17 protein-coding genes are annotated in these 22,464 nt (G+C 34.4%); 2 read left to right on the top strand and 15 right to left on the bottom strand.

The genetic code is table 11. The annotated features are described in order from the left end of the window. The first annotated feature begins 111 nt into the window (after nucleotides 1-111). Nucleotides 112-1,230 carry a GntR family transcriptional regulator gene (locus HHU08_RS07675; RefSeq protein WP_169189631.1) on the top strand — a complete coding sequence of 373 codons (1,119 nt, stop codon included), beginning with the start codon at nucleotides 112-114 and terminating at the stop codon, nucleotides 1,228-1,230. A gap of 159 nt (nucleotides 1,231-1,389) precedes the next feature. Continuing rightward, complete coding sequence (locus HHU08_RS07670) at nucleotides 1,390-2,232, top strand: STAS domain-containing protein (protein WP_101730274.1); 843 nt, start codon at nucleotides 1,390-1,392, stop codon at nucleotides 2,230-2,232. Between the two features lie 59 nt (nucleotides 2,233-2,291). On the opposite strand, the gene HHU08_RS07665 is transcribed toward HHU08_RS07670, so the two are convergent. From HHU08_RS07665 to HHU08_RS07595, 15 genes are all read right to left on the bottom strand, one after another. After that, nucleotides 2,292-3,566 (bottom strand): MFS transporter, encoded by a 1,275-nt coding sequence (locus HHU08_RS07665; protein WP_016204519.1) that lies wholly within the window; start codon nucleotides 3,564-3,566, stop codon nucleotides 2,292-2,294. Nucleotides 3,567-3,589: 23 nt separating this feature from the next. Beyond that, on the bottom strand, nucleotides 3,590-3,913 hold the full coding sequence (rhaM, locus tag HHU08_RS07660; RefSeq protein WP_016204520.1) for an L-rhamnose mutarotase: 324 nt from the start codon (nucleotides 3,911-3,913) through the stop codon (nucleotides 3,590-3,592). Between the two features lie 329 nt (nucleotides 3,914-4,242). Beyond that, entirely contained in the window at nucleotides 4,243-5,871 is a 1,629-nt protein-coding gene (locus HHU08_RS07655; protein WP_169188173.1) for a response regulator transcription factor, read from the bottom strand. Continuing rightward, nucleotides 5,858-7,696 (bottom strand): cache domain-containing sensor histidine kinase, encoded by a 1,839-nt coding sequence (locus tag HHU08_RS07650; protein ID WP_169188172.1) that lies wholly within the window; start codon nucleotides 7,694-7,696, stop codon nucleotides 5,858-5,860. Before HHU08_RS07650 ends, HHU08_RS07655 begins: the two co-directional genes overlap by 14 nt. After that, entirely contained in the window at nucleotides 7,686-8,732 is a 1,047-nt protein-coding gene (locus tag HHU08_RS07645; protein WP_169188171.1) for an autoinducer 2 ABC transporter substrate-binding protein, read from the bottom strand. The genes HHU08_RS07650 and HHU08_RS07645 overlap by 11 nt, the downstream gene beginning before the upstream one ends. A 269-nt stretch (nucleotides 8,733-9,001) precedes the next feature. After that, nucleotides 9,002-10,153 carry an iron-containing alcohol dehydrogenase gene (locus HHU08_RS07640; RefSeq protein WP_169188170.1) on the bottom strand — a complete coding sequence of 384 codons (1,152 nt, stop codon included), beginning with the start codon at nucleotides 10,151-10,153 and terminating at the stop codon, nucleotides 9,002-9,004. 75 nt (nucleotides 10,154-10,228) lie between these two features. Then, the gene (rhaD, locus tag HHU08_RS07635) at nucleotides 10,229-11,065 is read right to left on the bottom strand and encodes a rhamnulose-1-phosphate aldolase (protein WP_169188169.1); all 837 of its coding nucleotides are present in this window, start codon (nucleotides 11,063-11,065) and stop codon (nucleotides 10,229-10,231) included. Between the two features lie 265 nt (nucleotides 11,066-11,330). Then, the gene (locus tag HHU08_RS07630; RefSeq protein WP_101730280.1) at nucleotides 11,331-12,095 is read right to left on the bottom strand and encodes a DeoR/GlpR family DNA-binding transcription regulator; all 765 of its coding nucleotides are present in this window, start codon (nucleotides 12,093-12,095) and stop codon (nucleotides 11,331-11,333) included. A gap of 232 nt (nucleotides 12,096-12,327) precedes the next feature. Then, nucleotides 12,328-13,665, bottom strand: coding sequence for an ISLre2 family transposase (locus HHU08_RS07625; RefSeq protein ID WP_169187606.1), 1,338 nt, complete (start codon nucleotides 13,663-13,665; stop codon nucleotides 12,328-12,330). Between the two features lie 250 nt (nucleotides 13,666-13,915). Continuing rightward, nucleotides 13,916-15,121 (bottom strand): multiple monosaccharide ABC transporter permease, encoded by a 1,206-nt coding sequence (mmsB, locus tag HHU08_RS07620; RefSeq protein ID WP_169188168.1) that lies wholly within the window; start codon nucleotides 15,119-15,121, stop codon nucleotides 13,916-13,918. Between the two features lie 6 nt (nucleotides 15,122-15,127). After that, entirely contained in the window at nucleotides 15,128-16,663 is a 1,536-nt protein-coding gene (mmsA, locus tag HHU08_RS07615; protein ID WP_169188167.1) for a multiple monosaccharide ABC transporter ATP-binding protein, read from the bottom strand. 32 nt (nucleotides 16,664-16,695) lie between these two features. Continuing rightward, nucleotides 16,696-17,736 (bottom strand): multiple monosaccharide ABC transporter substrate-binding protein, encoded by a 1,041-nt coding sequence (chvE, locus tag HHU08_RS07610; protein ID WP_224427395.1) that lies wholly within the window; start codon nucleotides 17,734-17,736, stop codon nucleotides 16,696-16,698. A 258-nt stretch (nucleotides 17,737-17,994) separates the two neighbouring features. Then, on the bottom strand, nucleotides 17,995-19,224 hold the full coding sequence (locus tag HHU08_RS07605; protein ID WP_169188165.1) for a response regulator transcription factor: 1,230 nt from the start codon (nucleotides 19,222-19,224) through the stop codon (nucleotides 17,995-17,997). A gap of 6 nt (nucleotides 19,225-19,230) precedes the next feature. Next, nucleotides 19,231-21,033 (bottom strand): sensor histidine kinase, encoded by a 1,803-nt coding sequence (locus tag HHU08_RS07600; RefSeq protein WP_169188164.1) that lies wholly within the window; start codon nucleotides 21,031-21,033, stop codon nucleotides 19,231-19,233. A 19-nt stretch (nucleotides 21,034-21,052) separates the two neighbouring features. After that, on the bottom strand, nucleotides 21,053-22,054 hold the full coding sequence (locus HHU08_RS07595) for a substrate-binding domain-containing protein (protein WP_101730286.1): 1,002 nt from the start codon (nucleotides 22,052-22,054) through the stop codon (nucleotides 21,053-21,055). Between the last annotated feature and the right edge of the window lie 410 nt (nucleotides 22,055-22,464).

Genomic DNA, 22,464 nt, shown 5'->3' with positions numbered 1-22,464 from the left:
TTCTACTAAGAAATCATTGGTCTTTTATGCCTTTTTCTGGTACGATATCCCTATAATTTTTATTGTACGTATAAGTTAACAGCGTTATCTACAATGGAAAGTGGTGAAACAGTGGCACAAACAACAAAATACAATATGGTGAAAGAAAAAATTACGGACTGGATCACTACTGGAAAAGTGCAGCCCGGAGAAAAAATATACTCGGAAAATGAGTTAGGAAAAATATTTGGAGTAAGTCGTCATACAATTCGACAAGCAATTGGGGATTTAGTGCATGAGGGTTGGCTATATAGAGAACAGGGTGCTGGCACATTTGTTTCTAATCAACAAGTTCGCTCTTCTGAATCAGCCCTTTCCTATCCACCATTACAAAGAACAAAAAATATCGGCGTTATAACAACCCATATATCAGACTATATTTTCCCGTCTATTATAAAAGGAATTGAATCTCATTTAACAAATCAAGGATATTCCCTTACCTTCGCTTGTACGGACAATGATATTAAAAAGGAAAAACAATGTCTTCAGACAATGTTGGACAGAAACATTGATGGATTAATTGTTGAGCCGACTAAATCCAATACCTTTAATCCAAATATACAGCTTTATTTAGAACTGGAGCAGAATAAAATTCCCTATATAATGATAAACCAATTTTATTCCCAACTCTCGCCTCCCTATTTAGTGGTGAATGACGAACATGGTGGATTTATTTCGACCGAACATTTAATAAAACTTGGCCACAAAAAAATTATTGGATTATTTAAAACAGATGATTTACAAGGAATAAATAGAATGAAAGGATTCATTCAAGCATATAAAACATACTCGATTCCTTTCTTCCCAGAAATGATTATTAATTATTCAACCGAAAATGAGGTAACCTACCCGATAGAGCGACTTGCGGAGATATTTGAAACGACTACTAGGCCTACTGCAATTGTTTGCTACAATGATGAACTCGCCATTCAAGTAATCAATTACCTCCGTACATTAAACTTAAGTATTCCAGAACATATCTCCATTATTGGCTATGATGATTCATTTTTAACGGAAGCTTCAGAAGTCAAATTAAGTTCTATAACCCATCCAAAAATGGAAATGGGCTTAGAAGCAGCAAAATGGATTATAGATGCGGTGGAAAAGAAAGGAATCTTGCCTCCATCTGTTGTTTATAATCCAAAGCTTGTCTTAAGAAATTCCACAGCACCTTGTCTGAATAATCTTTAGGGATAAGCGCCAATCTTTTAAAAACAGTCTTAAATAATCATTACTACAATACAAATATTTAATTTTATCATTAAATATAGGTGGAAAAGCTCATTTGCTCCACATATAATCAAAGAACATGTATACTATTAATAGATTTAAACTTAGGAGTGAGCCATTTTGAAGGATGAATTAGCTTATATAGGCAACAAAATCATCGAAAACAAGAACATCCTTGCTGAAAATACAAATACACTACTTTCGCAATTCTTACAACAGCAGGAATCTAATTTATCCCTTCCGTATCGCGAAGAAGACATGCATGAATGGAATGCTAAGCTTTTCTTCATCTTGGCTGAAGCCTTAAAGGATAATAAAGATTCGGAAGGAATACAATATTGGTCTGAAAAAACGGGGGAAACGTTTGTAAAGAATCATATTCCTTTACAATCTGCACTTCGCTCCCTATCGGTTTATCGAAATGTTATTTGGGACGTATTCACAGAAGAATTAGAACAAAAATCTTTCGCACCGATTACAATGCTCGATGTTGGAAAAATTATTGATCCTATTCTCGATGAAATCAGTGCTTATATAGGACATATTTATGAAGAGCATAATACGAAGATAATGAAGCTCGCTTATACTGCTTTAGAAGAGCTGTCTGTCCCAGTTGTTCCAATTGCAAAGGAAACAGCCATTATCCCACTTATAGGTGAAATTGATACACAACGTTCTCAGTTAATTTTAGAAGTTGCCTTACAGGAATCAGCCAATTTAAAAATTGAATATCTTATATTAGATATTTCAGGCGTACCAATTGTAGATACTATGGTTGCGGATAATTTATTTAAAGTTGTCCATGCCTTGGATTTGATTGGTGTAAAATCCATTGTCTCTGGTATTAGACCTGAAATTGCGCAAACGATTATTTCTTTAGGAATTGATTTTAGCAAAATTACCACCTGTGCAAATTTACACACTGCTTTAGCCAGCATCGGCTTAAAGAGAGTAGTAGAATAAGAAAAGGATGTCTTAAAGTGTTATTTAAACAATAACTCCTTTAAGACATCCTTTTCCTTTTATGCAGAATAGCGCTCTTTTTCAATTTCTTTTAATGATTTCCCTCTCGTTTCAGGAGCCATTATAAATCCGATGATAGCTGCAATTAACAAGAATCCTATCATTATCAGACCTGACGTTTTAAAGCCTAATGTAGTAATCATTAATGGCACTACTAATGAGATTAACCCTACAGAGACACGTGCTGTTGCAAATAAAAAGCCTTGTGCTTTAGCTCTATACTTTGTATGGAATAGCTCACTTGACCATAACCCATAAAATGCCTGTGCTCCAAATCCAGCTGCAACACCCCATAATATAACGAATGTAAATAGTTCAAACATCCCCATTGAACCTAATGATAAAACTAACCAAGCAATAATTCCAAGAACTGCACCAATGGTATACAGTAATTTACGATTTACCTTATCTCCTAATTTAATAAAGACAAAATAAGTAGAAGCAACCGTTAATATCCATAAAAATGCTTGTAACAAGTTAGCATGTGCCGCTGTTAAACCACCAACCGTTTCATAGATATATGGCATAAAGTAACCCATTACCCCTGCCACTAAATTCCAGAACACATAGATTCCAATTAAGAGAACGATTGCTTTTCGATTAGCTTTAATGGAGAAAAGTTCTTTAATCGGATTGGCAATTTTTTCACCTTTTTGAATTTGGGCTTTCTCTTTCTGTTTTTCTTCTTCCCAAATTGCTGATTCATTAATCTGTTGCTGCATAATCCATGTTACTAAAGCGATTATAAATAATTGCGCGAATATTATTCTGCTCCCCAATAAACCTAGTGGTGCAAGTAAAACAGACAATAATAACGATATTGCTGGTCCGACAGACCAAGCTAATTGTCCATATCCTATTCTAGCTGCACGCTCCTTATCAGGTGCTTCTTCTGCTATGTATGTCCAGGCAGCTGGAATGGCAGCCCCTACTGCAATACCTGTAATCACATAGCCAATTAACAGCATTGGAAAATTGAAAGAGAAAGTAATCAATAAAACACCAAGCATATATACGAGCAAATCATATTTATATATAAACTTTCTTCCATATTTATCTACTAAAATACCACCAATTAAAGCACCAATTGCTGAACCAAACCCATTTGCACTTAAGGCTCCCAGTAAACCAAGCTTAAAATCATCTAAATGTAAATATTCCATCCATAGAGTTAATCCACCGGCCCCAGCAACAATAGAGCCTGCTTCAAGATAATTGGACATAGCTACTGTAATTGTAGCCTTTTTATCATTTTTTTTCACCGCAGTCGCCATCACTAATCTTCCTTTCTATTATTCTATTCAAGATAAAAAACACTTTTTAGCTGCTTAGACACAGGACTGTTATCTGGATTTGTCTCCATTAATGGCTCCATATAGTCCCACCATTTCTTACAAATTTCCGTTTTCGAAACCTTATCCCATGTTTCTACATCGTCTACTTCTAAATAGGCAAATAATTGTCCAGATTCTTCTTCTAAAAAAATGGAATAGTGATGTACACCATGAGCTTTTAACGTCTCCTCCATCTCTGGCCAAAGTTCATTATGTCTCTTCTCATATTCTTCAAATTGATCCTTATATACTTGCATAATACTTGCTAATCTAGTACGATTTTTCATTCTTTGATTACTCCCTTCTTATTATTGAAAGCAATTACATTGTTGATATCTACATATTACTGCATGATAAAAGCGCTTAACAGGAGACAAAACTAAGAATGGGGGGATAAAAAAATGTTTTTTGGTAGGGTTTTCATTATTACACAACGAGAAACTATGAAGGCCTAAATAAATGGAAGGAATTGAAACAGTTCTTTTAAAAATTTACTGTCCTAAACACTACCAGTCTATCTAACAAAAAAAAGCTATCGGAAACTCATTTCCCATAGATTCCGATAGCTCAAATATGATTATATTCCTCATCCTAGTATTACTTAGCCGCTCCTCCCTTATCTTTTTAGATGGGCTTCTCTATATTGAGAAGGTGTGTAACCATACCATTGTCTAAACAATCTACTAAAATACTTTGTATCCTGATAGCCTAGTTGGACAGCAATATCATATATCTTAAGATCCGTTGTTTCCAATAACTCTGTTGCTTTTTTCAATCGTGTTTTCGTAATATAGTCTAGAATGGTTTCCCCTGTCTGCTCCTTAAAATAAACACTGAAATAAGTAGGACTCATGTATACCTGTTGTGCAATTAATTTAATGGTTATCGATTCGCCTAAATGATCCTGAATGTAATCCTTTGCTTTTTGAATAGGGTTTTTATTGGTTCTTTTGGCTTTTTGAATCCTTTCCATTACAGAAAGAACCCAAAATTTTATCTTATCCTTCAATTGATAAAAATTGGATGTATTTTTTGTTAAGGAGATTACTTCGCGGAACAATATTCTTTCTTCTCCAAATCCTTCTAACTCAACCCATCTGTTTACAATTCTTAATCCAAGTAATTGTACAGCTTCTTCTAAAATACTTGCTGAACTAATTAGTTGCAGCTTTTTAAAATATTCTTCGAGCGAGATAATTACTTCCTTCTTTCCCTCATTCTCCAGACTAAATAAAAGCTGCTGGATGCTTTTAATAATTTCTGAACTATGTTTTTTACTCTCCTCACTTGTCTCTGGCAATTGCTCAAGCCAAAACACTTTATTACATCCGTATATCATTCTATTTTGCATAACACTCTCTAATTTTTTTCGATTAGTCAAGTAATCTTCCATATTTGTAAACACCGATCCCACAGCAATTGTAACCGTATTCTCGGATATGTTTTTAATATTTTCTTTCCATAATCGTAAAAGTGCTTCTGTTTCCTTACGTAAATGTTGAGACTCTTGATGTTCTATTAAAATCCATATAGAAAAAAGATCATCTCTCCATAACCATTTTCTTCTATTCGATGAGGAAGACCATTCTTCTAATGAGATCTTTAATGAAGACAAAATATCTTCATTTGCTACTTTTAGCCAAGCTAGATACTCATCCGACCATGTTTGATTTCTATTTTGATCAATGCTGATATACAATAACTGAAATGAACCTTTCCCTATAAGCTGTAACCATTTCTGTTTATCTTCTCTCAAATAATCTTCCAATTGCAATTGACTTAAATAATATATTTGCTTCGTATAGTCTAATTCTTCAGCCTTTCGTTGTAATTGCTGCTTTTCTTTTTCTTCTTTCCTTTTTGTTTCAATTTTTTTCTGTATCTGTAGTAATACTTCTTTCAATTGCTCTCGATGAACTGGCTTTAATAAATAATTGGAAACTCCTTCTTTTATAGCAGATTGCAAATAGACAAAATCATCAAATCCACTAATGATGATTGACTCAAATGACATTTTATCTTTTAAACGCTTAATAAGTTGCAGCCCTGTAATTTCAGGCATTTGCACATCTGTTAAAAGTAAATCAAACCTAAGTGACTTTTCTTCTATTTTTTCAATCGCTTCTTTTCCATCAGAAAAGGCTCCAATGATTTCCCACACTTCTCCATCGTCTTCTACCATCCGTACCATGCGTTTTAAAATTCTAGGTTCATCATCTACAACAATCACCTTAATTTTCTCCATTTTCTCTCCCACCTTCTAACCTGTTCTCATACACTATACAAGGATCCTGAATCAGAGGTAAAAGAATCGTTACTGTTGTTCCGATGGACTGTTTGCTTTCAATCGTTATCCCATATTTATCAGAAAACAACATTTTAATTCGCGCATGAACATTTGTTAATCCCACTCCCGATTCTCTTGTAAAATAATCTTGTTTATTTAAGTTTTTTTGGATACTCTGCAATTTTTCTTCCTCTATTCCAGGTCCATTATCCTTAATGACAATCTTTAATTTTCCATCCTCCACCAAAATGGCTATCGATATTATTAATACTTTCCTTAGTTTCATTCCATATTTAAAAGTATTTTCAATAATTGGTTGGATAATAAATTTAGGAGAATAGTAGAGGGGAATCTGATCTTCTCCCACCATTTCATAGTTGACCCTGTCCTCAAAACGGATTTTTTGAAGCCTTAAATAGTTTTTTATATGTGTTAATTCCGTTTGCAGAGGCACTAAATTTTCACTACTGCTTAATGAATACCTTAACATTTGTCCAAGAATACCTACCATATCTACTGCCGTTTCTGGATCCTCTTCCTCAATAACTGCTCCAATTGTTTCTAACGTATTGTACATAAAGTGTGGATTTATTTGTGATTGAAGTGCATAGATTTGCGCATTTCGTTGTTGTAATTCAATTTCATAGTTTTTCTGTATCAGTATTCTCAATTGTTCTAACATCGACTGAAAGCTCTCGGCTAATTGTCCTACTTCATCCTTATTGGTTGGAGTGATTGTGACATGTAGATTACCATCTTCCACTTCCTTCATTACTTTTCCAAGATGCTTAATCGGCTTGGTTACAGACCAAGCGATAAAAATCGAAATGATCGTAGAAACGATTGTTAAAATAAAAAAAATGGATAGTGTATAATTCTTTACGATATCTGTTCTTTCGGTTAGATATTTCATAGGAATACTGTGAGCGAGAATCCAGTGTTTATTTGTTGATTGATTCATACTATATAATACATTTTCCTTTGCATACTCCGTTGTACGAAAACTACCGTTTACAAGTGGATAATCTACTAATCCGCCATCTATTTGTCCAATGAGTGTTTTGTCAGGATGATAAATGATATATCCATCTTCATCCATTAACCATATATTTGCTCTTTCTTCCTTATCAATATCATTAAGTATTTTTTCAATAAATGTCACATCTACTGCAAATAGTAAAGAACCTAAACTTTCCCGATTTTCAAAGTCCGTAAGTTCATTTACAACGAGAATAAATGGAATATTTTTTTCGAAGGTTAAAGTTGTTTTATTTGGCAAAATTATTGGCATTTCCCCGGCTAAATCATGAATTTCTCCAAAAGGAAGGATCGAATCCTCAAAATCCATTCCTTTAAAAGGAGTTTTCGTGCTTATATAATTGCCATTATTGGTGATTAAAAATGCCGCTAGAATATCTGATTGATTACTGTTTAAATAGTTATTGGATAAAAAGCTTTCCACTGTATATTGCTCCTGTAGAAAAGCTGATTTTTCTTTGTAAGGAGTACTTCTAAGAATTGACATTATTTCTTTTGAATTATAAATTGCATTAGGCAGATCATTTAGCAAGATTAATTCATTTTCTATATTTTTATTTGCTTGATTTAATAGTCTAGGAATATATTCACCTACTTGTTCCTCTATAGCCTTTGTATTTTGCGTATACGTAATATAGCCTAATATCCCCATTGGAATTACGGTCATTATCATATAAGTAATAATTAACTTACGCTTTAAGGGGGCTTGCCCTAGCTTAAATAACTGTATTCGTTTAAAAATCATATTGATCGATATTCTCCTTTGTAAAATCAATAGGCTGCCCCATAATAATCGTATCGTCTTTCACTCTAATAATGCCGACATTTTCAAAAGACTTATTATCTGTCACTTCATTTCCTAATAAAATTTCTTTTGCTACACTAACTGTTAAATAGCCTAATTTTTTAGGACTCCATAAAGTGCTAATTTGTATCGCTTCATTTTTTAAATAGGAACGTACTAAATTAGGACTTGATAAACCAACGACAGCAATCTCTCCAACTTTATTCGCATCCATTACGGCTTGAGCAGCTGCTGGCGGTCCTACCGAAGAACTTCCAATAATCCCCTTTAAATCTGGATATTTCACCAGCAATTCATTTGCAATCATATATGCTCTTTGTGGGTTATCATTTGATTCCTCTACTTCCAAAAGCTTCATTTTAGGATAGTTTTCTTCTTGTTGAATAACCATCCACTCCGTCCACTCCTTTAAAGTGGCAGCATTATCGGAACCGGTAATAATGGCATAAGCACCTTTTTCCTTCATATTTAAAGACAGAGTATCCATCACATGTCTACCTAAAGTCTCTGGATCTACTGAGCTAACAAAATATTCTCGAAATTTTTCATTTGTATCTGAGTCCCATGTCATAACTACAATCCCTTTTTGTTTTGCTTCCATTAAGATGGGACCTAATTTTTCTGGATCATTTGCAGAAATAGCAATAGCATCAACCTCTTTTTCTATATATTCCTTAACAAGTTGTTCTTGTTGCTGCCAATCTGCTATTAATGGTCCTGCATATAACACATGTACATTCAAATCTTTCCCAGCTTCTAATACTCCTTCTTCCACTGCATTAAAGTAAGGAATTCCACTTACTTTTGGTATAACAGCAATCATATATTCCTTTTCTATTGCGGACCTTTCCCCTTCTTTTGGTTGAAGCCTATCATTCTGATAAATAATTTCATATTTTTGATTAGACGAATCGAAACTGCATCCGCTTACAATAATCAAAAGCATGAAAAGTACCATTATTGATTTTAGCTGCATTTCTTTTCCCCTAACCTTTCATTACTCTCTACATAAAGTGAAACTTCTATCAGTAGGATCTTACTATCCGTTAAGAGTGAGATAAAGTGCTTTCTTTTTATTATATAAAAAATAAACAAAAAAATATATGTTTGTTTATTTTTATTTTTTGGGGTTTCATTTGGAACATCCACAAATTTTATGCATAAATAAAAACAGAAGGAATTAGTAACGTAATATACAACCTAATTCCTTCTATATAATATCGTGCTGGTACACCGATTCTATTATTATAAAATCTCTTTAAACATAGAAATTACTTCTTCCTTTGTAGGTTGAAATGGATTTCCAGGAGCACATGCATCTAATAAAGCAAAGCTTGCTAGTTTTTCCAAATCAACCTCTTCTACTCCTAACTCTGATAATCTTGCTGGAATTTCTACCGTTTGGCAAAGCTCTATAATTGCTGCAATGACTTCTTCTGCACACTGGCTATCTGTCTTTCCTTCAATGGAAATACCGATTGCTTTTGCTATTGCTGGAAATTTATGCGGGTCTCGCTTCGCATTTTCTCTTTCCACAATAGGCAAGAGCATTGCATTGCACACACCATGAGGTAAATCATATACACCCCCAAGTTGATGAGCCATAGCATGAACAAATCCTAATCCTGCATTATTAAATGACATACCAGCTAAAAACATTACATATACCATTTGTTCACGTGCTTCTATATCATATCCATCCTTCACTGCACGAGGTAAATAGGTGAATATTTTTTCTACCGCAGCTAATGCAGTAGCATCTGTTACTGCGTATGCTCCTGGAGTAACAATTGCTTCTATCGCATGTGTTAAAGCATCTATTCCTGTTGCAGCTGTTAATGCAGCAGGCTTATCCACCATTAGCTCGGGATCATTCACTGATATTGTTACAAGACAATTTTTATCAACCATTACCATTTTGACATGGCGTTCTTCATCGGTAATGACATAGTTAATAGTAAATTCACTTGAGGTTCCGGCAGTTGTATTTATCGCTACAATTGGTACTGATTTTTTTGATGTTTTTCCTACACCTTCATAGTCTTTAATATCCCCACCATTCGTTACATAAAGACCCATTGCCTTTGCTGTATCTTGAGGAGATCCACCGCCAACAGATACAATAAAGTCGCATCCATTTTCTTTATATACTTCTACTCCTCTATATACATTTGCTGTAGTCGGATTAGGATTTACTCCTGCATAAACAGCATAGTCTATTTGCCTATCATCCAATACTTTTTTCACTTTCCTCACAATCCCGCTTTCATTTAGGAAAGTATCTGTTACCACCAACGCTTTTTTTAATCCTAATTCTTCTATTTGTGGTCCTACTTCCTGTAAACAACCTCTTCCCATTAAATTTGTACTTGGAACATAAAAGACATGTGCACTCATTTTTATTTACCTCCTCTTATTTGTTCAACATTTCACATAATAATTTATAAAGAAAGGGCAATATGCCCACCTCTTTTATACACTTAATATACCTTCTCTAGGTACTACCTGAAATGCATCTGCTAAATCTTTAAGCTGCTGGTCCGTAATCGTTTGTTTTATCTTGGAGGCATCTCCGATAATCGTATAAATTTGTGCAGCTTTTTCTGCTGTTTCAATTAAACCAAATGTTTCGTCCATTGTGGAACCAGCACCGAAGATACCGTGATGCGGCCAAACTACTAAACGATGCTCCAACATTTTCTCCGCTGTTTTTTCGCCAATTGCATCTGTTCCAGGAACCATCCAAGGCAATATGCCGATCGCATCAGGAAAAACAACAATACATTCCGTACACATTTGCCAAAGGGTTTTCGTAAAGCTTGCTTCATCTAAGTCATGAATAAATGTCATGGCAAGTATATTAGTCGCATGATTGTGCATGATAATCCGATGATTAGGATCTACTCGTAAACGCACAATATGACTCATAAAATGGGAAGGTAACTCACTAGTAGGATTGGAACCATCCTCAAATCCCCATAGTAAGTGTACTTTTTCTCCACTTTCATCTACTTTTAAAATCCCAAGTGTATTAGAAGGATCTTCTTTCACATTTTTAAAATACTTGCCAGAACCTGTAACAATAAAATATTTTCCTGCTAATTCTGATACTGGAAACTTCAATGAAATGGAACGGATAATTTGCTTAACATCTAAATATTGTTCCACTACTTCCTCATCTAAAAGATAACTGATATTTCCCCCATTTCTTTCATCCCATCCCATATTCCACATGTTAAAAGTTGCTTCACACATTTCTTTTAAAAACGGTGCTTCGATAATATCTTTCTTTTGCATAGTCGCTACCATTCTTTCTCACTCCTTCATTCTCTAATTTTCTAGTATTTTATATTCTTGTTTTCTTATCTTTATATTACGCTCGAAACAAAAGTAAGTCAACAAAAACAAAAATAAAAACAGGGGATAAATGTGGAGTTTTTGTGAATTTTATTTGATTTGTTTTTGATTTTCTTTATTAACCCCATCATTCAAAACAAAAAAAAGATAGCGCCAACATTTTTTATCAATGTCAGTACTATCTTTTATTATTATAAATCTATACACTGCATTTCCTTTATGATTGAACAATTTGAAAGGATATATTCTTTTCTTGAAACCAATTTTCATATTCTGATGGAATCTGCTCATCTGTAATAACATGCTGTATTTGATCAAGGTTTGCAATATGAGCAAAAGTTTTTACTCCAAATTTACTTGAATCTACAAGGAGAGTAACCTCAGATGAAATATTCATCATCTGTTTCTTTAATAGTGCCTGCCATTCATTCGCATCACTTAAACCGCTTACCACATCTACCCCTTTACAGGATAAAAACAACTTGTTCACATAATATCTCTCAAGGGAGCGCTCAGCTAGCGGTCCTACATAAGATAAAGATTTTGACAGAAGCATTCCACCTGTCGATATTACTTTAATCTGTTCTTTCTTACTTAATTCCAATGCTACCTTAATAGAATTAGTGATAACAGTAAGAGGCATATCAGGTAATTGGGCTGCCATATACCAAGCAGTTGTACTGCCATCCAATATAATTTGTTCTCCTGGTTGAATATGTTTTACTGCTTCTCGAGCTATTGCTCTCTTTTGATCCGCATTCGTAACCTCTCTTACGATAAAAGGAGTATCTGCAGGTTCTTTTTCGACACTCACCGCACCACCATGACTCCTCATCAAGAGTTTTTCCTGTTCTAGCTTTTCTAAATCTCTTCTAATGGTTTCCTCTGTTACAGAGAAAATCTCACTAAGCTCTGTTACGCGAATGCTTAGTCTTTCATTTACAAGCTCCACAATTTTTCGTCGTCTTTCCGCTACAAGCACGTTTAAAGTTCTCCCTCCATTTTTGTTTTCTTGGGATTATGTTGTTATATGCTTATTACTATAGCATATTTGTCGTTTTATTTTCTATAAAGATTTTTTCCTGATTGAGTCAAGTTTTTGTGGGAGTTTTTTTTGGATAGAAAAACTCCCCTCTTATTTAGTTATATTTCCCACCTAAATGAAAGCGTTATCTAAACAATTTAGTTTTGTTTTTGTTCATTTCCTTCATTTTTTAAAAACCTCGTAAGGCTTGTAAAGCATGGTATATCGGCTTTCCTTTTTGCCGATTTAAATATGATAAATTATTTCTTGTTAGCTCTCCGACTGAACTCTTTAACTTTTCCACATAATATTTTGGCTGAGAAACAGAAGCGGTTTGATCGTTAGGGTTAATTCGTCCTAAAATCGTCTTGATTTCTAATTCATCCTTCATACCAACCATAAAGTCAATAAATGCTTGTATTCCTTTATCGCACCAGCTGCGGCCGTTTTTAAGCCGTTTAGCGAATACACTCATCGTTCCTTCCGCACTTCCCATTGGACGATAGTGGCTTGTGTCTATGTCTTTTTCCTTCAACCATTCGCGATAATCTCCAAGGGCCTGAGGATATTTTGACAGCTGTTGTATGAACTCTTCTAACCGTTCTTCTTTCTTTTCGTTTTCAAGAGTACCAACTGCACTATTAAGTTCCACTAGGAATCCTTTCGCATCATATTGAGCCAGTTTCTTACGAATGACTCTATATCTCTTATGGCCTTTGAAAAGCGTTTTAACCTCACGAGCTACATGGAATCGGTCGATGACAAAGAATGCATTCTTATAGTGATCCTGACAAGCCGTAATCCACTGGGCTCCATCCCCATTAATTACGAGGTGATGTTCACTCGGATTGTAGTTGTAATTATCTATTAAGAACTGCTCAAATCCTTCCCAGAACGCTTCTTTACCTTTGTGGACATAGTGACGTTTTGCGATTAAGGATGTTCGTTTCCCGTTGACTATCCAGCCCTCATGTACGGAAGCAATCTTTTCTTCCCGCCCACGTCGTTTTCCACGTTGCCTTTTCACATATAGTCCGTCTACTTCTACAAAGAGCACTTTCCTCAATTGGTCGGTCGGCTTGACGAAAGTAACTTCTGTTTGTAGAAGGTGTTGACGAATAGTCTCATGGCTGATTACTTTGTAACCTAGAAGTTTCTCAATCATGGAGGAAGCATGACGATAGGATGTACCTTGAACTGCCATTTCCATTGCCATCGTTTCAACTAGGGGACTGAAACCTTTTGACCCCTCAAACTCTAAATAGTGATCAAGGAGATAAACGTATCCACCCTTTTCCCTGTCCCTATAGTAATTCCGATTGATGATAATAGAACCGAATGAAGTATCCATCTCTACGGCTCGCTTATCCTGAAGGTAAAATCTCTTTTTATCTCTATTTTCTGCAATCTGTTGATCCATTTCTTCGAGTTGCTTCGTGAGAACTTCACCAAATGTCTTTTGAAGCATAACAAATAAATCTTTTTCCAGTTCTTTTAATGTGGGTAATTGTATGGTATCTTTTTTCATAGGACTCCTCTTCCTTGTATTTGTGGTTTTCGCAGACTTTACTATACAAGAAGAGAGTCCTTTTTTCATTTGATTTTATTTTCCATCTACCGCACTTCCGTTTGGTGACCTGTTTCTCAATGGATGGATCTACGCCCCATCCATTGAGAAACAGGGTACAACATCTCCCACAAACATTTTACTCATACTTTTTTCCTCATAAAAAAAGACAAACTAGGTTTGACCTACTTCATCTTTTTATCCCCAAAATTTATTGAGCTTTGTTTTTGTTATAAATATCAAAGGCTACAGCAGCTAAAAGTACCAATCCTTTAATTCCTTGCTGCCAGTCTACTCCAAGTCCCATTAATGACATTCCATTATTCATGATTCCCATTACTAAACCACCAATAATTGCTCCAGGTATGGTCCCAATACCACCGTATGCGGACGCGCCACCAATGAAACATGCTGCAATAGCATCAAGTTCAAATAGATTACCCGCTTTTGGTGTGGCTGCATTTAATCGTGCCGCGAATAATAGACCCGATAATGCGGACAGCACACCCATATTAACAAACACCATAAAGGTCATCTTTTTCGTTTTTATTCCAGAAAGCAATGCTGCCTTCTCATTTCCACCGATAGCATAGATATGTCTTCCGGCTTTTGTTTTATTTGTCACAAATGTATAAATTACAATAAGAACACCTAATACAATTAATATATTGGGGATTCCTTCATAGGTTGCTAGTACAAATGTAAAGATATTTAGAATGACTATCATACCTACTAACTTTAATACAAATAGCCCAAATGGTTGAACCTCAAATTGATGCTTTAATTGATTTCGTCTATTTTTCCATTGGAAGAAAATAATAACGATTGATAGAGCTATCCCAATTAATATTGTTAAGAGGTGTAAAGAACCACCACTAGTGAGGTCGGGAATAAATCCAGAACTGATTTTTTGAAAGGATTCGGGAAAAGGAGCAATTGATTTCCCTTCTAAAACAATCATTGTTAATCCCCTAAACAACAGCATACCTGCTAATGTCACAATAAATGCTGGGATTCGAACATATGCAATCCAAAACCCTTGCCATGCTCCAATAACTGCTCCAAGTACTAAAGAAATAACAATTGCCAAAAATGGTGACATTTCATAATTCACCATCATAATCGCCGAGATAGCACCAACAAACGCAGCAACCGAACCTACTGATAAATCAATATGCCCTGTAACGATAACAAGCAACATCCCAACAGCTAAGACCAATATATAACTATTTTGTAAGATTAAGTTTGTAATATTTAATGGTTTTAATAAAAGTCCATCTGTAGTAATTTGAAAAAATACCATAATAAATACTAAGGCGATAATCATACTATATTGACGGAAATTAATTTGAATAAGTGATTTACTGGAATTCTTTTTTTGTGAACCTATCGGATTCGTTTTTAATGGTGATTGCATGTATACTTACCCCCTTACTTTACTTTTGGTCATGTATTTCATTAATTTCTCTTGATCTGCTTCTTCTTTCAGAACTTCCCCTGTTATGCGACCTTCATTCATCACATATATGCGGTCACACATCCCTAATAACTCTGGTAATTCAGAAGAAATCATGAGAATGCTTTTTCCTTCTTTTACTAGTTCATTAATGATGGTATAAATTTCATACTTTGATCCAACATCAATTCCTCTTGTAGGTTCATCTAATATTAAAATATCTGGTTCTGAAAACACCCATTTACTTAAAACTATTTTTTGTTGATTTCCGCCACTTAAATTCCCTGCTTTTTGGAAGACACTCGGCGTCTTTATTCTAAATTTTTGACGATATTCTTCTGCTACCTTTATTTCTTGGTTCTTATTTAAAACAGATCGTTTGGAAATTCGGTCAAGGGTTGCCAGCGTAATGTTTTGCTTGATATCTTCCATTAAAATTAAGCCATCGCCCTTTCGATCTTCCGAAACATACGCTAATCCATTATTAATCGCTGATGCTACATCCTTTAATTTCAATTCTTTTCCATTTTTTACGATGTTACCAGTTATATTTTTTCCGTATGCTCTCCCGAATAAGCTCATTGCTAATTCCGTACGACCAGCACCCATAAGCCCAGCAATTCCAACTATTTCCCCTTTACGTATCGTAATGCTCACATTATCAATGACTTTTCTATCGATATGTTTTGGGTGGTATACATTCCAGTCTTTTACTTCAAATACAATTTCACCAATTTTAGGAATACGTTCGGGATAACGATTTGTAAGATCTCTTCCAACCATGCCTTTAATAATGCGATTTTCATCCACTTGATCGTTCTTGACATCCAATGTCTCAATTGTTTTTCCGTCCCTTAAAATGGTGATCGAATCTGCAACCTTTTCAATCTCATTTAATTTATGGGAAATGATAATGGCAGACATTCCTTGTTTTTTAAATTCTAATAATAAATTCAATAAGTTTTCACTATCGTCCTCATTTAATGAAGCTGTCGGTTCATCCAAAATAAGTAATTTAACATCCTTTGACAATGCTTTTGCTATTTCAACTAATTGCTGTTTTCCTACTCCAATTTCACTTACCTTCACATTGGGTGATTCCTTTAAACCAACCTTTTGCAGTAAAGCTTTGGCACGAAGAAACGTTTCATTCCAATTAATCACACCATTGTTAACGATTTCATTTCCTAAAAAAAGATTTTCTGCTATTGCCAATTCCGGAACTAATGCTAATTCTTGATGAATAATTACAATTCCAAGCTCTTCACTTTGCTTAATATTTTTAAATTCACAAATCTCATTTTGAAAAAGAATATCACCAGAATAGGCGCCATAAGGGTAAACACCACTAAGCACTTTCATCAATGTAGACTTTCCAGCTCCATTTTCGCCACATAGTGCATGTATTTCTCCTGCTTTTACCTTTAATTTAACTTCTTCTAATGCCTTAACCCCAGGGAATTCTTTTGTAATATTACGCATTTCGAGAATTATATTTGCCATATTCTTCACCACCAATATATTATTTCAATTATTCATTGGCCTAACTGTTCTTTCGTATAATAATTTGTATCTACTAACACCGATTGATAATTATCAATATCTACAGAAACTGGTTTTAAAAGATAGGCAGGAACAATTTTTTTCCCGTTATTATATGTTTCTTCATCATTTACTTCTGCTTCTTCTTCATTCAATAAAGCTCTTGCCATTTCTACCGCTTTTTTTGCTAATTCCCTTGTATCTTTAAAAATCGTTTGCGTTTGTCTTCCATTTATAATTGCTTTTATAGAAGCAAGCTCTGCATCTTGTCCTGTTATTATCGGCATCGGCTTATCTTTACTTCCATATCCAACACCTCTTAAGGAAGAGATTACGCCAATACTAATTCCATCGTATGGAGACAATACTGCATCAATTTGTTCTGTTGAATAATAAGCACTCAATAAATTATCCATTCTTGATTGAGCTAATGCACCATCCCAACGAAGTGTTGCTCCCTGGCTAAATTTTGTTTGTTTACTTCTTACTACTAGTTTTCCAGAATCTATATATGGCTGAAGGACGGACATTGCTCCATCAAAGAAAAAGTAAGCATTATTATCATCAGGAGACCCTGCAAAAATCTCGATATTAAATGGGCCCTCAGAATTTTTTAACTCCAGCTTTTCCTCAATGTACTGTCCTTGTAATTCTCCTACTTTAAAGTTATCAAATGTTGCATAGTAATCTACATATTCACTATGTTGAATTAAACGGTCATACGAAATGATTTTTATCCCATTATTATGTGCTCTTTCCAAAACACCAGTTAATCCAGAACGGTCATCAATAGGTGCAATGACTAAAATATCAACACCTTTGGTTATCATATTTTCAATCTGTGCTGTTTGGTTCTCAATTATATCCTCTGCATATTGTAAATCCGTACTATATCCAAGATCTTCAAACAGTTTTTTCATATTTTCTCCATCGTTTACCCATCTTTCAGATGATTTGGTAGGCATAGAGATCCCAATAAACCCCTTTGTCTCTGCACCTGTTTTTTGCACTCCACAAGCAGTTGTAATAAGTATTAAAACTACTACACTAATTATTGTAAGCGTTTTTTTAAACAAACAAACTTCCCCCTTCCCATATTTATTAGGTGGTTTTCTTTTTCTAAAACTAATATAGCATTCGCTATAAATCTGGTCTTTTTAAATAATTTACTATTTTTATACTTTTTTAACTTAATATAAAACGCTTTCATTTCTCTATAAAATTAAGTATTTGTTGCTAATTAACCCACAGCCAAATAAAAAAAGAAGCCCGAATATAACAGAGCTCCTGCTTTAACTATTTACGTTATTTGAATCATCTATGATATTTCTACGGTATTTATTTGGAGATAAGCCCATTACTTTTTTAAAGGCTGTACTGAAATAATGCTGAGTTTCATACCCCACTAATTCTGATATCGAAATAATTGGATAATCTGTTGATTGAAGTAAGTATACGGCCTGCTTCATTCTTCTGTGTGTGAGAAGTTGTACAAAGCTGACTCCTAACTCTTGTTTTATTAGCCGACTTAAATAAACCGGAGAAACCTGTAAAGCTACTGCAACCTTTTCAAGGGAAAGCGTTGAATCTGCATATTGATGTTCAATCATACTTTTTGCCCTTCTTACTATAGGTGAAATATTAATTTCTTTTTGTATAATTTCTTTGCACTTTTTATATAACAAGGAAAGATGCTTGTAGTCCTTTTCATTACTTTCCATGTAAACTGCTATAGACATTTTTAATTCATTCTTGATAATTTCCTCCAGTTGCACAAGACGATCATTTGTTATCTCATGCCAACTTATAAGAAAGATAAGCCCAGAGTCATCATAAAAGTAACCAACTTCTTCCGTTTCAAAGAACAAAAGAATGTGATATTTTAGTGATTCTTGGATTTCTTCTCTTTCCTTTTCCTTTAGCATTGATTTATTTTTAAGAAATTCTAAACAAGATACAACTATTAAACTTTTGGGGATATTTGTATTTAAATAATATAACGCTAATTGATTCCTGATTTCTTCGTTATTTAGTTTCCCCTCTACCCATTCTTGAAAAAAAGTATTTTTTAAAGTTGGCAAATTTTTAGTAAATTGTTCAGACGTTCTATCCAATAAATCCTTTTGATTATTATCATTCACTAATTCATTTTTCAACTTGTTTAGTAATTCTAATAAGTGATTAGAGTCAATAGGCTTTAGCAAATAATCGGAAACATTGAGTCTGATTGCTTCTTGAGCATACTTAAATTCATCGTAACCAGTAATAATAATGATTCGACAATCTGGTAGCTTTTCCTTAACATGCTTAATAACGTTTAATCCATTTATAATCGGCATATTTATATCGACAAGAAGAATATCAACTGAATACATAAGTGAAAGTTCTATTGCCTCCTCCCCGTCTTCTGCTTCTGCAACGACATTCATCTGTAGAGACGACCAATCAATTGAATTTCGAATGCCATCACGAATAATGGGTTCATCATCAGCAATTAATACATTCCAGTTTTGTTTATTCATCCATTCTCACTCCTTGCTTCCCCCTAAGTTCAATGGAAGTTTTATTAACACTACGGTTCCTTTATGTAGTTGACTATCGATCGATAATCCAAATGCCTCGCCATATGTTAGTTTAATTCTTGCTTGTACATTCATCATTCCATACCCAAAATTTATTTGTTCTTTCTTATCCTTATTCAAAATGACAAGGCTGTTTAGTTCTTCTCTTAAACTACTTAAATCTTCTTCCCTTATGCCGATACCATCATCGATAATTTTTAACACAAGACAATTACCGTCTTGTTCTGCACTTATAAGAATTTCACCTGGTCCTCTTCTCTCTTTAATCCCGTGATAAATCGCATTTTCTACTATTGGTTGAAGGACTAATTTAAGTATTTTTACCTCTTCCAATCCAGGCTCAAAAGTAATCTCATAATTTAATTTATCCTGATATCTTGCTTTTTGAATCGCCAGATAGCTTTGTATATGCTTCATTTCGTCTTTCAATGGAATAAAATCATTCCCCTTGCTTAAGCCAATTCTAAAAAAAGAAGACAGGGACGACACTACCTCAGCGACATCTTTTGCTCCATGCTTTCTTGCCATCCAATTAATAGTATCTAGTGTATTGTATAAGAAATGTGGTTTAATATGAGCCTGTAAGCTTCTTAGCTCCGCTTCTCGTTTTTGCCTCTCTTGTATTTCTGTTAACTTTATCAAGCTATTAAGCTTTGTAATCATATGATTAAACGTTTTCCCCAGTCTACCTATCTCATCCTTCCGATTCCCTACATATTGTATATCCATATTGCCATCTTCCAGTTTTCTCATCATCATCATTAATTTGATAATTGGATTGGAAATGGAGTTTGAAAAATAATAGGAAGCGCTTATACCAACGAAGCACAGAAAAAAAACAAAAAGGAATAGATATAACTGAATTTCCCTTACTTCTGCTACTGATTCTTCCACGTGAAAGATTCCCACTGTTGTCCAATTGGTAAAAGGTGTTCTCTGATAAATAAACTCCATTTTTTCCCCATTAATCACCTTTTTATAAGAGCCCCAATCATTCTCCAATAAGATTGCTTCTGGAATGGCTAACGATTCCTTATGAGAAGTCGAATATATCTCCTTTCCGCTTTCATCGATAACGGTTAAAAATCCAGATAGTCCAATTTGAACATTATTTATTGCTTCTCCTATTACTCTTAGTTTCAAATCTATTAAGATTACGCCTGAGATTTCTTGTGTATCTCTATTAACAATTGCCCTTACAACCGTAACCACATCATTGTCTTTGTAATTAATTTGACTAATAATATTGCGTTTTTGAGGTTTGCCGATTATTTTGAAGATCCCTTTGTTTTTTACTGCTTCTTCATACCATGCTTCCTTCGTTAAGTCCACATCCTCTTTGGCATAAAGCTCATTGCTAATATATTGTCCATCTCTATTGATGAGTAAAATTCCTGCAATTTCTGGGTACAAAGATGTAAACCCTTGCATTTTTTGACGAATCGAATAAATCTGTTCTTTCTCTTTATCTTCACTCAGTCCATGAGAAAAAAACGAATTAATTTGTGAATCCATTGAAATTAGATAACTAACATTTTGTACATTTGTAATAGATGATTCCAATGTTGTGTTCACTTGATCAATCAACTGCAGGGTATTTTTCGTAGCTTGCTCCCCTAAAATTTTCTCAACCGTAACACCTACTAGCAATCCTAATCCAATAGCTGGGAGAATACTAATTAGCAAAAACAAAGCAATCAGCTTATCTCTAATGGAGAAATCATTGATTTTATCTAATTTCGGAAACATTTGTCATAGCCTTTCTTCTTTATTTAGTATATTCTGCATAATATTCTTTTACATTCTCCTTTGTAACGATTGTTATTCCTGTGTCTACATACGGGGGAAGAGAATGATCATCATTTTTCGTTTTCTCATTATGTAATTTAAATAAGAACTGCATCGACCAATATCCCATATTCCAAGTCCCTTGAGCCATTGTCGCAGAAATAGATCCGTTCTCTATATGATCTAATGTTTTCCTATCAACATCAAAACTAATAATCTTTAAATCTACCTTTTTGTTTTTGGTAGCAGCATCAGCCACTCCGACTCCGCCGTTTGCTTCTGTTACAAATATCCCTTTTATATCTGGATACTTTTGTATAATCTCGTTCGCTACTTTTTCCGATTTAAGTTGATCACCTTCACCATCAAGAACTTGTACAACGTTTATTTTCGGATATTTTGTTTTCATTGTTTCCATAAAGCCTTTAGTTCTTTCTTGATGGTTTAACTGCTCTGGTAAAGTAATAGCAGCTACTTTTCCTTGGTTATTAATTAAGGAAGCCATTTTATCTGCTGCTTCTGCCCCTGCAAGATAATTATTCGTTCCTAAAAATGATGACGCATTACTTAACGGGGCATCTGAATCAAATAAAACAATAGGTATTCCCATATCAACCGCTTTATTAATAGTAGCATTTAAATCATTCGGATTTATGGCAGAAATCGCAATCCCAGCAGGCTTCTTCGCTATAACTTGCTCTAGAATTGTAATTTGTTCATGTAAGTCATATAAAGCTCCACCTCTATATACAACGGAAACATTTAATTCATTAGCGGCATCCTCAAATCCTTTTAAAACAGACTTCCAATAATCGATACCAGCCATAAAGGTTACCATTACATATTCATCATTCACCACACCTTGTAACCGCTCTCTTTTTATTCCATTCGTATTCTCCAATGCAGCATTTAAATGGGAATGATAAAAATAAATACCAAATAATAAAAACACACTTATATACACATACAGTAACTTCTTCATACAGACACCTCCTAAAGGAAAAAACTGTATGTTCCATTATACATGGAAATACTTATAGTGAAAAGAAAAATTCAAGTTTCTCTTTTCCATGTGCTATTAAAAAAGCAATCACTCAAAATAGATAGAGTGATTGCTTCAGTTTGTCGACAAAAATGGAATTTTCATGCGTTGCTTGGAGTGGAAGAGGTGAGACTCCTGTGGGATTAGCGAGACAGCTGAGACCCTGCAGGCCAAAGGCCGAAGCGGCTCAGCGCGAGCCCCACGGAAAGCGAACCCCTGAAGCGGAAAGCAACATCCCTATTCAAAGAGACTAATAAATATACTATAGACAAACCTCTATATCTAAAATTCAGGGATTTGTCTACGGTCTGAAGCAATCACTCAAAATAGATAGAGTGATTGCTTTTTAT

Source organism: Niallia alba, from assembly GCF_012933555.1.
Classification (GTDB): domain Bacteria; phylum Bacillota; class Bacilli; order Bacillales; family Cytobacillaceae; genus Niallia; species Niallia alba.
This window is presented reverse-complemented; position numbering and strand designations above follow the sequence as displayed.